The organism is Streptomyces sp. NPDC054047 (assembly GCF_055585065.1).
Window position 1 is genome coordinate 203,273 of sequence record NZ_JBVJKV010000003.1, and the last position, 12,351, is coordinate 215,623.

Annotated in this window: 9 protein-coding genes; 2 read left to right on the forward strand and 7 right to left on the reverse strand. The window is 71.2% G+C overall.

Going from position 1 to position 12,351, the window contains the following annotated elements; all coding sequences use genetic code 11:
- The first annotated feature begins 171 nt into the window (after positions 1–171).
- Positions 172–942 carry an IclR family transcriptional regulator gene (locus ACZ6ZP_RS12655; protein ID WP_351157412.1) on the forward strand — a complete coding sequence of 257 codons (771 nt, stop codon included), beginning with the start codon at positions 172–174 and terminating at the stop codon, positions 940–942.
- Between the two features lie 8 nt (positions 943–950).
- Here ACZ6ZP_RS12655 and ACZ6ZP_RS12660 read toward each other — a convergent pair whose 3' ends face one another.
- From ACZ6ZP_RS12660 to ACZ6ZP_RS12690, 7 genes are all read right to left on the reverse strand, one after another.
- Positions 951–1,466 carry a methylated-DNA--[protein]-cysteine S-methyltransferase gene (locus ACZ6ZP_RS12660; RefSeq protein ID WP_469406705.1) on the reverse strand — a complete coding sequence of 172 codons (516 nt, stop codon included), beginning with the start codon at positions 1,464–1,466 and terminating at the stop codon, positions 951–953.
- Between the two features lie 100 nt (positions 1,467–1,566).
- Complete coding sequence (locus ACZ6ZP_RS12665; protein WP_469407244.1) at positions 1,567–3,852, reverse strand: glycoside hydrolase family 3 N-terminal domain-containing protein; 2,286 nt, start codon at positions 3,850–3,852, stop codon at positions 1,567–1,569.
- Between the two features lie 14 nt (positions 3,853–3,866).
- A complete protein-coding gene (locus tag ACZ6ZP_RS12670; protein ID WP_469406706.1) occupies positions 3,867–5,801 on the reverse strand; it encodes a glycoside hydrolase 5 family protein in 1,935 nt (644 codons plus the stop codon).
- A 57-nt stretch (positions 5,802–5,858) separates the two neighbouring features.
- Positions 5,859–6,908 (reverse strand): LacI family DNA-binding transcriptional regulator, encoded by a 1,050-nt coding sequence (locus ACZ6ZP_RS12675; protein WP_469406708.1) that lies wholly within the window; start codon positions 6,906–6,908, stop codon positions 5,859–5,861.
- Complete coding sequence (locus tag ACZ6ZP_RS12680; protein ID WP_351158014.1) at positions 6,905–7,732, reverse strand: carbohydrate ABC transporter permease; 828 nt, start codon at positions 7,730–7,732, stop codon at positions 6,905–6,907. Before ACZ6ZP_RS12680 ends, ACZ6ZP_RS12675 begins: the two co-directional genes overlap by 4 nt.
- Before the next feature lie 41 nt (positions 7,733–7,773).
- Positions 7,774–8,718, reverse strand: coding sequence for a carbohydrate ABC transporter permease (locus ACZ6ZP_RS12685; RefSeq protein ID WP_351157403.1), 945 nt, complete (start codon positions 8,716–8,718; stop codon positions 7,774–7,776).
- A 43-nt stretch (positions 8,719–8,761) separates the two neighbouring features.
- Complete coding sequence (locus ACZ6ZP_RS12690; protein WP_361471657.1) at positions 8,762–10,054, reverse strand: ABC transporter substrate-binding protein; 1,293 nt, start codon at positions 10,052–10,054, stop codon at positions 8,762–8,764.
- Positions 10,055–10,304: 250 nt separating this feature from the next.
- Here ACZ6ZP_RS12690 and ACZ6ZP_RS12695 point away from each other — a divergent pair, with 250 nt between their 5' ends.
- Positions 10,305–12,326, forward strand: a complete 2,022-nt coding sequence (locus tag ACZ6ZP_RS12695) for an NADPH-dependent 2,4-dienoyl-CoA reductase (protein WP_469406710.1) — start codon at positions 10,305–10,307, stop codon at positions 12,324–12,326.
- The last annotated feature ends 25 nt before the right edge of the window (positions 12,327–12,351 follow it).

Sequence of the window (12,351 nt, forward strand, 5' to 3'; positions counted from 1 at the left end):
TGGGTCGAGCGAAACGGTCTTGGACAGGCCTCGGATCGGTATCGGGTCCACAGGTGTGCCCCTCAGGCCGTTGCGCGCCGAACGTCGCTGTGTCTAGCCTGTGTTCGTCATATCGATCGTTGACCGAAGTTTCGGACGAAACTTTCGGACGCACGGGGTGGGAGGCCGACCATGGGACGACTGGTTCCAGCGGTGACCAGGGCGCTGGACATACTGGAGCTGTTCCTGGAGGGCGACGGCACGCTGTCCGCCCCCGAGGTCACCCGCAGACTCCAGCTGCCGCGCACCACCGTGCACGAACTGCTCACCACCCTTGCCGCCCGCTCGTACCTTGTCCAGATCCCGGACCAGACGGGCCGCTACCGCCTCGGCGTACGCGCCTACCAGCTCGGCAGCCGGTACGCGGAGCAGCTCGACCTGGCCGCCGAGGGCCAGCAGGTGGCCCGCGAGGTCGCCGAGACCTGCGACGAGACCGTCCACGTGGCGGTCCTCGAGGACACGGACGTCATCTACATCGCCAAGGTGGACTCCACGCACGCCGTGCGCATGGTCTCCGCGGCGGGCCGCAAACTGCCCGCGCACTGCACGTCGGTCGGCAAGATGCTGCTGGCCTCACTGCCCCAGGACGAGCTCGAAACCCGCCTTGCGGGCAGGGAGCTGGTGGCGATGACCCAGAACAGCATCACCGAGCAGGACGCGCTGCTCGCCGCGCTCGGCGAGATCCGGGAGCGCGGGGTGGCGGCCGAACACCGCGAGTCCAACCCGGACGTGAGCTGCGTGGCCGCCCCGGTCCGCGACAGCGCGGGCCACGTCGTGGCGGCGCTCTCCATCTCCGTGCCGATGATCCGCTGGAGCGAGCAGCGCGAACAGGAACTGGCCGAGCTGGCGGCCAAGGGGGCGGGCGATCTCTCGGAGCGCCTGGGTCACCGCGGCGGACGGTGACTACAGATTCACGCGGACTCCAGGTCCAGGAGCCGCTGCTTGGCCTCAAGGCCGCCCGCGTACCCCGTCAGTGAGCCGTCGGCGCCGATGACCCGGTGGCAGGGGCGCACGACCAGCAGCGGATTGCGCCCGATCGCCGTGCCCAGGGCGCGGACCGCGACGCGCGAGAGGCCCAGCTGTTCGGCGAGCTTCCCGTACGTGGTGGTCGTGCCGTAGGGGAGGGAGTCGAGGGCGTGCCAGACCCGCTCCTGGAAGTCGGTGCCGACGCCGCTCACGTACTCGACGTCGAAGTGCCGACGCGTCCCGTCGAAGTACGAGCGCAGCTGCCCGGCGATCACGGCGAAGGCCTCGTCGTCGCGCACCCACCCGTCCTGGACGACCGCGCCGCCCTTCTGTCCCGGCAGGGACAGCGAGGCCAGCGCGGTGCCGCCCGGCGCGGTGGCCGACTCCTCGCCGACCAGCAGCAGCTCGCCCAGCGGGCTCGCGACGGTGGTGTAGACGGCCTTGGCCATGACCTTGGTCATCAGTTGCTCCCTCTTTCCCGGTGACACCCGTACTTCCCGGTGGCACCCCCAAGTCTGCGGGTTGCGCGGGCATGCGGCTGGCGGGATTCGGACGCGGCGCTCACGAGCGTGTCAGGGTCAGGAGGGCGCCGCTCGTGCGGTCGGAGGATGGCCCGGTCTCCAGCAGGAGCTCGCCCGGTTCCACGACGTACTCCAGAGCGCGGCCCAGCGAGACGAGCGTATCCGCCTCGACGACGAACACGACCTCCGCCTCCTCGCCGGGGGCCAGCTCGATGCGGGCGAAGCCGCGCAGCTCACGGACGCGCGGCCAGGAGCTGGAGCCCGCGAGTCGGCGCACATAGAGCTGCACCGTCTCCCGCACGGCACGCGCACCCGTGTTCGTCACGGTGACCGTGCAGGTGAGCGCCGGATCGCCGACCGGAGCCTTTGAGCGGGAGAGCCGGGGCTCCCCGTACTCGACGGTCGTGTACGACAGGCCGTGGCCGAAGGCGTACAGCGCGGTGGCGGGCTGGTCCACGTAACCCCGGTAGCCGTGATCCTTGGCGTTGTAGAACACCGGCAGCTGCGCCGCCGAGCGCGGCACGGAGACCGGCAGCCGCCCCACGGGCTCCGCGCGCCCGAAGAGCACGTCGGCGATCGCCAGCCCTCCCCACGGCCCCGGATACCAGGCCGAGAGCACGGCACGGGCCCGCCCGGACAGCTCCGGAACGGCATGCGGCCGTCCCTGGACGAGGACCGCGACGACGGGGGTGCCGGTGGCGGACACGGCATCCAGGAGCGCCAACTGCCCACCCGGAAGACCCAGTCCGGCCAGGTCGACCCCTTCGCCGCACGTCATGCCCGCCGGAGCCCCGGAGGCCACGACGGCGGCCCCGTTGCTGTCGAAGCGGGTGTCGGCCTCCCGCGCGCTGGACCCGCCGAGCACGAGCACGGCGACATCGGCGCCGGCGGCCAGTGCCACCGCGTCCGCGATCCCGCCGCGGTCGTCGCCCACCAGCTCACAGCCCCGCGTGTACGTCACCTCGGTGCCCGGCGGCGCCACCGCCCTGATGCCGTCGAGGACGGTGAGCCCGGTGCCGGGGCGCTGCGGCGCGGTGTAGTCGCCGAGCTGCTGGGGGAGCGAGTCGGCGTTGGGGCCGATGACGGCGATGCGGGAGGGATGCGCGAGGGGGAGAGTCGTCCCGTCATGGCTCAGCAGGACGACGGACTCGCGGGCCAGGCGCTCGCTCAACCCGGCCTGCGGTGCCGCGCGGTCAGGGTCCTCGTCGACGTAGGGCCGCTCGAAGAGCCCCAGGCGGAACTTCAGCGTCAGGACGCGGGCGACCGCCGCGTCCAGGGCGTGCTCGGAGACCAGACCACGCTCCACCGCCTCCGCGAGACGCGGGAAGCAGCCGTCCCACAGGCTCAGATCCGTGCCCGCGTCCAGCGCCAGCGCGCCCGCCGCCACCGGGTCCCCCGCGAGACGCACGAGGCGGTCCAGGGCGCAGCCGTCGGCCATCACCAGACCCGTGAACCCCCAGCGCTCGCGCAGGAGACCGGTGAGCAGTTCGCGGCCGGCCGCGCACGGCAGACCGTCGTACTCGTTGTACGCGGCCATGACGCCCGCCGCTCCGGCGCGGACCCCCGCCCGCGCCGCCACCAGGTGGATCTCGTGGAGTTCGCGCGGGCCGAGCTCCGTGGCCGCGCTGTTGCGGCCGCCGATCGTCGCGCCCTGCCCGGCGAAGTGCTTGAGCACCACCGCCGCCCGGTCCGGGGCGAACACGGCATCGCCGCCCTGCATGCCCCGCACCAGCGCCTCGGTGAAGCGTGCCGCCAGATACGGGTCCTCGCCGAAGCACTCCTCCGCGCGTCCCCAGCGCGGATCGCGGACCAGGTCGAGCGCCGAGACGAGGGCCACATGGCCGCCCCGGGCGCGCAGCTCGCAGGCCGCGCCCGCCGCGGCGGCCTCGTACAGCTCCGGGTCCCAGGTCGCGCCGACCGCGAGATTCACCGGAAGGACCGTGCCGTCCAGGGCCTGGTGGCCGTGCGGCACCTCCTCGACCATCAGGACCGGAATGCCGAGCCGGGTGCTCGACATGACGTGCCGCTGCACCGAGTCGGCGACGCGTGCCGCGTCCGCCGCGGTGATGCCGTCCGCGAAGGTCACGCCCGACCAGGGGTCGGCGCGCTGGAGTCCGTACAGCGCGCCCATCCCGTCGAACGCGGCGACCTCGGCACGGAAGGCGTCCGTCAGGCGGTGGCCATCGGACGTCCGCTCGTACGCGTCCCAGCCGTACATCCGCTGGTTGACCTGGCCCACCTTCTCGGTGAGCGTCATCCGCGCGAGCAGATCGCGGACCCGGTCGGCGACGGGGGCGCCGGCCTCCCGGTACAGCGGCGCGCCCATGGGGCCGATCGCGCTCATCGCTGTTCGAGGACGCGCACGCCGAACGGGACGAGCCGCACCTCCTCCACCGCCTCACCCGTCTCCAGGTCGTGCAGCGAACCGTCGACCGCGGGACGCACCGTCAGCTCCTCGTCGGCCTGGCTGACCAGCCACACGAACCGCCGTCCGTCCTCGTGCACCAGGACATCCGCCGAGACGTACGGGCTGTCGACCGTCACCGGCCGCCGCACACCCGCCAGTTGGGCCAGCGCCGCGTACAGCCGGTGTGTCTGCTCCGGGTTGACGCGGGCCGTGCGCGCGGCCATGTGCTCCAGCGGATAGGTCGCCAGGACCGTACGGCCGCGCCCCGTCTCGTTCACCAGGAGCGCGGGACGGCCGTGCGCGTCCTTCGCCACGACGCGCGCGCCCACCGGCACGACCGGCAGATAGGCGCGGCTGTCCTCGTTGCCCGCGACCGGGAAGCGCAGGGTCTGACCCGCCGCGATGCCGCCGAACTCCTCGGTGAAGGTCAGCTCCAGGACGTCGTCCTCGATGGGTTCGGCCACCCCGTAGGTGAGCTGGAGCTCGACGCCGAAGAGGCCGTCCAGGTCGTCGAACCACGGGCCGCGCGTGCCGGGGTGCTCGCCGGAGCAGAACGACAGGTAGACGGTGGCGCCCTCGCGGGCCCGCCGCTCCAGCTCGCGCCGCGTGCGGGTCGTCAACTGCCGGGTGGACGGCAGGAGATACAGGGACGCGTCCCCGGGCATCCCGTCCGCCTCCCGCGTGAGGCCCACCGGGAGATCGGCCCCGCGCGCGGCGACGTACCCCTGATGGAGGGACGTGAAGATCAGGGGGCGGTCGGCAGGGCGGCTGTAGGGGTAGCCGCGCTCCAGGAACGCGGGCACGACGAGCGCCGCGTCGGCGTCCGAACGGTGGCAGCGAGCGAAGTCCACCTGCTCCAACACCTTGGAGAAAGCGGCGAGTTCGACCAGTGGAGTCTTCGGTGCGCCCGTGCCGTCCGTGATGCCGAAGTGCATCTCGAAGGGGTGGTGGTCGTAGGGCGACTGGTCCCACAGGTCGTCGTAGTCGGTGTTGTTCCAGGCTATCCAGCCGGTCGCGCCGCCCAGCAGGGAGTTGTGGAGCGTCTGGCGGTAGTAGATGCCCGCGTTCCGCGCCGACACGGTGTCCGTCGAGAGCCCGAACTCCTCCAGGATTACCGGCTGTTCGGTGACCGCGGCCAGCTCGCACTCGAACGCGGCGCGGTAGTGCTGACGGACCCGGTCCGTGTCGGAGCGGTACACGTGCGGGCCCACGAAGTCGACGTACTCGGCCGTGTCCCGCAGTGAGAAGCCGTTGTCGCGGCCGGTCACCTCGATGCCCCACGCGCCGTCGCCCAGCGACACGGGCTGCGTGCCGCCCGCCGCGCGCACCGCGTCACACATGAACTGCGCCCAGGCCGTGACGACATCGCTGGACGGCGGGTCCACCTGGTAGATGCGGCCGTAGCCCGGCATCTCGTTGGTGATGAGCCAGCCGGTGACCGCCGCGTGGTCCTTGAAGCGGCGCGTCATCTGCGACACGAACCACGCCTGGCGGCCGACCAGCCACACGTCCTCGTAGAGGTCGCGGCCCCCGCGCCACGCCGGGTCCCAGTTCTCGCCGGACATGTGACCGACGATGAAGGTGGGCACCGTGCCCATCCCCATCTCGGTGTGCGCGTCCAGGAAGTCACAAAAGCGCTCGCACAGCTCCTCGTCGACGCGGTGCGGTTCGGGGTGGAAGTCCGGCCAGTAGAAGAACGAGCGGGTCATCGTCAGGCCGTGCTCACGCAGCACGGTCAGTTCCTCGCGGACCGTCTTCGGGTCGTAGTTCCGCCACATCAGCGGACCGCCGGTGCGGGACCAGAAGTTGGCGCCGATCCAGGGCAGGACGGCGGAGTCGTGGGTGAGCTGGGCACTGTGGCGTCGCATGGGGGTACTCAGGTCTTTCCGTACGAAGGTGGAGAAGTACGCGGAAGGGGGCGGCCGTCAGCCCGCGGGCCCCGTCGACTCGCGGACCACGAGCCGTGGCCGGTCGTCGAGCGCCACGGGCGGCACGTCCTCGCCGCACTGCGCGAGCAGCGCACGCGCGGCGGCGGCGCCGACCCGCTGCACCTGCTGGTCGACGGTCGTCAGGCGCGGATGCAGCCAGCGGCCGATCGGGAGGTTGTCGTAGCCGACGACGGACAGATCGTCCGGGACGCGCAGTCCGGCGCGCTGGGCCGCCCCGATGCCGCACACCGCCATGGAGTCGTTGGCGTACATGACGGCGGTGGGACGCTCCGCCATGCCGAGCAGCTCCTCGGTCGCGGCGACGGCCGCCGCCTCGGAGAAATCGGTGCTCAGGACGGCTGCGGGCTCGACTCCCTTGAGCAGCAGGGTCTCTTCGAAGACCGTGCGGCGCAGACCGGTGTGCAGCAGCTCGCCGGGCCCCGACACATAGGCGATGCGCCGGTGACCGAGCTCGAGGAGGTGGTCGACGGCTTCGTGTATGCCCGCGCCCTGGTTGCCCAGGCCCACGGTGGGCACGGGCGCGTCCGGGTGGGGCGCGCCGAGCAGCACGGCGGGCAGGCCAAGGCCCCGCAGGAGCGGTGGGCGCGGATCGTCGGCGCGGGCGTCGGTCAGGACGGCGCCGTCGACGCGGCCCTCGGCGGCGAGGCGTTCGTACAGCGCGCTCTCCTCGGCCACGTCCGTGACCAGGTGGAGGAGCAGGCCGTAGCCGCGCGGGGCCAGTTCGCCCTCCAGGCCGGTGATCAGCTCGCTGAAGTGCGGGTCCGCGCCGAGCACGTCCGTGGGGCGGCGCACGACGAGGGCGAGTGTGCGCGTGCGGGCGCTGCGCAGGGCGGTGGCCGTGGCGCTGGGCGACCAGCCGAGGTCGGCCGCGGCGTCCAGGATGCGGCGTCGGGTGGCCTCGGAGATGCGGCCCTTGGCGTTGAAGGCCTGCGAGACGGCGGCCGTGGAGACCCCGGCCGCCGCGGCGACCGCCTTGATGTTCGGACGGCCACCGCTGTCCCTGCGTGATGCTTCCGACCCGCTCACATCTTCACCGCCCCACTGACGAGGGCCTGCTGCATCCGCTTCTGCAGCACCGTGTAGACGGCCCATACCGGTACGAGAGTCAGAACCGTACCGGCGGTCAGCACTCCGTAATCCGTTCCCGTCAGCGACTTCAGCGTGGGCAGGGCGACCTGCACGGTCCGCTGGGAAGGGTCGGGGCCGATGATGACGAGCGAGTACAGGTACTCGTTCCAGAAGGTGAGGAAGTTCAGGAGCAGCACCGTCGCGATGCCGGGCAGACACATCGGCGTATAGACGTGGCGCAGGACCGCGAAGGTGGAGGCGCCGTCCATCCGCGCCGCCTCCTCCATCTCCTTGGGGATGGTCCGCATGAACTGCACCAGGATGACCACGGACAGCGGCATCGCGGTGGCGGGCAGGAAGAGCACCATGAACAGGCGCGTGTGGAACAGGCCCGTCGCCGCGGCCAGCAGGAACGTCGGGAAGAGCGCGGCGAACGTCGGGATGAGGAAGCCCAGCGAGAAGACCTTCTCCACGAAGGCCCCCATCCGGCCCGTCGCGCGGGCGATCGCGAACGCCGCGGGGATCGCGAGCGCCAGCGTCAGCGCGAGCGAGAAGGCCGTCACCAGGGCCGAGTTGACGACCGCGAGGCCCAGATCGGCGCTTTCGAAGGCCGTGCCGAAGTTGCCGAACGACAGCGAGGTGGGAAGGGAGAAGGGGCTCGCGAAGATCTGGTCGTTCGTCTTGAAGGCGGACGCGAGCAGGTAGTAGAGGGGGACGACGAGCAGTGCCGCGTACGCCCACGCCAGGATGTGCGCGGGAAGCCAGGACTTTCCGTGTTTCAGGGTTCTCAAGGTGACCGGCTCCGATCGGGGGTCGTGCGGCGTCAGTAGTTCTGGCGGAACGCGCGGCGGATGGTGAGCAGACCGGCGAGGCCAACCAGGAAGAGGATCACGCCGACGGTCTGGCTGTAGCCGAGGTCGGCCGCGATGAACGCCTTCTGGTAGACGAGGAAGGAGAGCGTCGTCGACGAGCTGCCGGGACCGCCCTGCGTGAGCAGCAGGACGTGCTGGGCCGAGCCGAAGAACGTCCAGAGGAACTGGAGCATCGTCACCACGCCCACGTACTCGCGGATGACCGGGAAGTGCACGCCCCACATCGTCCGCCAGTGCCCGGCGCCGTCCAGCTGCGCCGCCTCGCCGATCTCCTCGGGCACACTGCCGAGCCGCGCGGCGAACAGGACGGCGGTGAAGCCGATGCCGCCCCAGATGTCGAGCACGATCAGACAGGCGAGCGCCGTCGAGGGAGAGGCGAGCCAGGCGTCGGTCACCGAACCGAGGCCCACCGACTTCAGCGCCCCGTTGACCAGGCCGTCGGGGGAGAGCGCCGCGTAGAACACCATCGCCTTGGCCGGGGTGGAGATCAGGCCGGGGATGAAGAGGAGGTAGCGCAGGACCTTGTGGCCCGGCGGCTTCTGCGCCACGTAATAGCCCAGCATGTACGCGCACACGATCATGATCGGCAGCGCGACGGCGAGCTGGACCGCCGTGTTGCGTACGGCGTCCCAGAACACCGGGTCGTCGAAGACCGTACGGACGTTGTCGAGCCCGGCGAACGAGACGGGCTGGAGCATGCCCGGCCAGTGCAGGGCCGCGATCACGAAGATCGCGACCATCGGGCCGACCATGAAGACCAGGTACCAGACCAGGGCCGGGACGGCGAGGATCGTGCCGCCTTCCTGGCGGCGCTTGCGGACGGGTGGCTTGGAGGGTGCGGGGCGGACCTCGGTCCCGCCCGGCGGCACGTTCGTCGACATCGTCGGCGTCGTCATCTCGGGTGACTCCCAGAAGGCTCGGGCGGCTCGGGCGGGCGGCTCATGCGGTGCGGTACGCGGCTTCGAGCACGGAGCGCACCCTGGCGGGGCTGGTGCCGCGGGTGAACGCCGTACTGGTCGCGGTGATCAGCGGCTGGGTCGCGGCCGGCGGGACGTAGATGTCGGGCAGCAGGGCCTGGCTGACGTCGGTGCCGAGCTTCTGCGCCGCGGCGACGAGCGGGAAGTCCGTGCTGAGGGTGTCGGAGCGCAGGGCCATGTCGCGCCCGCTCTCCTTGATGAAGCGGGACACGGTGTCCGGGCGGTACATGAAGCGCAGGAACTTCTCGACCGCGTCCAGCTTCTTCGTGCCGTTCGGGCTGATCCAGAAGCCGATGAGGGTGTACGTCCGCAGGATCGTCGGCTTGGCGTGCGCGGCGTCCGGCGCGAGCGGCCAGCCGCCGACCTCGGTGTGCCGGGCGACCTTCTCCGGGACCTTGGCCAGGGCCGATGACATCGCGGACTGGACGGCGGCGGCCTCGGTGTTGAACTGCGTCGTCATCGTGTCGGAGGTCAGGCCCTGCGCCTTGTCGGCGAAGACGCCCGCGTCGCGCAGGGCGGCGAAGTACTCGATGCCCTCGCGGGCGCCCCGGCTGCCGCTGAAGTCGCCGCTCGTGAACACCTTTCGCGCCTCGCCGGGGGAGAGGAACGTCTGGATGATCTGGGCGAGGAGCTTCTGGCCCGTCCAGTCGTTGCCGCCGACGGTCACCGGGGCGATCCCCTTGGCGCGGAGCCTGCGGGCGGCGGCGATCAGCTGGTCGCCGGTGGTCGGGACGGCGTCGACCCCGGCCTTGTCGAGCAGTGCGGTGTTGTAGGCGACGGGCCAGTTGGTGGCGAAGTACGGGAAGGCGCGAAGACGTCCCTTGCCGTCGGTCCAGGCGTCGAGGGCGACGGGCAGGACGCGCTCGCGCAGCCCCCAGTCGTCCATGTACCCCTTGACGTCGACGGTCGCCCCGACGTCGGTCCAGGCCAGCGTCTTGTCGTAGAGGTTCACCATGACGACGTCCGGTTCCTTGCGGGCAAGCCGCGAGGTCTCGTAGACCTGCGCGAGGTCGTCGCCGTTCACGAGGTTCTTCACCTTCAGGCCGGGGTTCTCGTCCCGGAAGGTGTTCAGGGCGGACAGGTACGTGGGTGAGCCCGGCGCGGTGGTGCCGAGCTGGCTGTGCACCACGAGCGTGTCGGGATCGGAATCCGCCGAGGCCAGCGTGGAACAGCCGGCGAGGGCGGGCAGGGTGGTGGCGGCGGCCAGGCCTGAACCTGCGGCGAGGAAGCCGCGCCGACTCATCGTTGAGCGCACAGCGGGATGTCTCCAACCAGGGCGGTTAATCGATATACCTGCGGGGGTGCGAGGACTCTAGGAGCGGTTCGTTGAATGGTCAATCCCCTGTTGCGCACCGCGAATCTTCCGGCGAAACAGGCAAAACGGTCACCTGGGGGGAGCGTCGCGTCGAAGTGGCGCCCGCCACGTCTTTATGCAACTAGTTGCACAAGGGGTCGGCGTCCTCTAGAACTGTCCTGACGACACACCCGTACGCCGGAGGGCCCGCATGAGCCGCTACCCGAACCTGCTGAACCCGCTCGACCTGGGCTTCACCACCCTGCCCAACCGGGTCCTGATGGGATCCATGCACGTGGGCCTGGAAGAGGCGCCGAACGGTTTCGAGCGGATGGCGGAGTTCTACGCGACCCGTGCGCGCGGCGGTGTCGGTCTCATCGTCACCGGCGGCATCGCCCCGAACGAGCTGGGCCGCCCCTGGGACGGCGGCGCCAAGCTGACCACCGAGGCGGAGGCGCACGAGCACGCGGGCGTCACGGCCGCCGTGCACGCGGCGGGCGGCAAGATCGCCATGCAGATCCTGCACTTCGGGCGCTACGCCTACCACGAGGGCCTGGTCGCGCCGAGCGCGATCAAGGCGCCGATCAGTCCCTTCGTGCCGCGCGCCCTCACGGACGACGAGGTCGAGCAGACAGTCGAGGACTTCGTGCGCGCCGCCGAGCTCGCCAAGCTCGCGGGCTACGACGGTGTCGAGGTCATGGGCTCCGAGGGCTACTTGATCAACGAGTTCATCGCGGCCCCCACCAACCAGCGCGAGGACCGCTGGGGCGGCGCCTACGAGAACCGCATCCGCTTCCCCGTCGAGATCGTCCGGCGCATACGCGAGCGCGTCGGCGCGGACTTCATCATCATCTACCGCCTCTCCATGCTGGACCTGGTCCCCGGCGGCTCGACCCTCGAAGAGGTCGTCCACCTCGCCAAGGAGATCGAGGCCGCGGGCGCCACGATCATCAACACCGGCATCGGCTGGCACGAGGCACGCATCCCCACCATCGCGACGTCCGTGCCGCGCGGCGCGTACACCTTCGTCACGAAGAAGGTCATGGGCGAGGTCTCCGTGCCGCTCGTCACCACCAACCGCATCAACACCCCCGAGATCGCCGAGCAGTTGCTCGCCGACGGCGCCGCCGACATGGTCTCGCTGGCCCGCCCGCTGCTCGCCGACCCGGACTTCGTCGCCAAGGCGCGGGCCGAGCAGCCCGACGCCATCAACACCTGCATCGGCTGCAACCAGGCCTGCCTGGACCACACCTTCAACCTCCAGATCACCTCCTGCCTGGTGAACCCGCGCGCCTGCCACGAGACCGAGCTCGTCCTTACGCCCACCCGTCACAAGAAGCGCGTCGCGGTCGTCGGCGCGGGTCCCGCCGGGCTGGCCTTCGCGGTGTCGGCGGCCGAGCGCGGTCACGCCGTCACGCTCATCGACGCGGCGTCCGAGATCGGCGGCCAGCTCAACGTCGCCCGCAAGGTCCCGGGCAAGGAAGAGTTCGACGAGACCCTGCGCTACTACCGCCACCAGCTCGAACGGCACGGCGTGGACGTCCGGTTGAACACCCGCGCCACCGCGGAGGAGCTGGCGAAGGCCGCGTACGACGATGTGGTCGTCGCCACCGGCGTCACGCCCCGCACCCCCGAGATCCCCGGCATCGACCACCCCAGCGTGGTCGGCTACCTCGACGTGCTGCGCGAGCGCGTGCACGTGGGGGAGCGGGTCGCGATCATCGGCGCGGGCGGCATCGGCTTCGACGTCGCCGAGTTCCTGACCGACGGCGGCGAGAAGGCGAGCCTGGACCCGGCGACGTACTTCCGGCAGTGGGGCGTCGACATGGACTACAAGGACCGCGGCGGCCTGACCGCACCCGACCGGCCCACCCCGCCGCGCCAGGTCCACCTCCTGCAGCGCAAGACGTCCAAGGTCGGCCAGGGCCTCGGCAAGACCACCGGCTGGATCCACCGCACCGAGCTGCGCCACCGCGGCGTCACGATGGTCGCGGGCGCCAGCTACGACCTCATCGACGACGCGGGCCTGCATGTCACGGTCGACGGACAGTCCACGGTCATCCCCGTCGACACGGTCGTCCTCTGCTCCGGCCAGGACCCGCGCCGCGACCTGTACGAGGAGCTGTTCGCCGCCGGGCACAGCGCGCACCTCATCGGGGGCGCGGACGTGGCGGCCGAGCTGGACGCCAAGCGCGCCATCAAGCAGGGCACGGAGCTGGCCGCCGCGCTGTGACGCCGGGCGTCCGCTCCGGACGCCG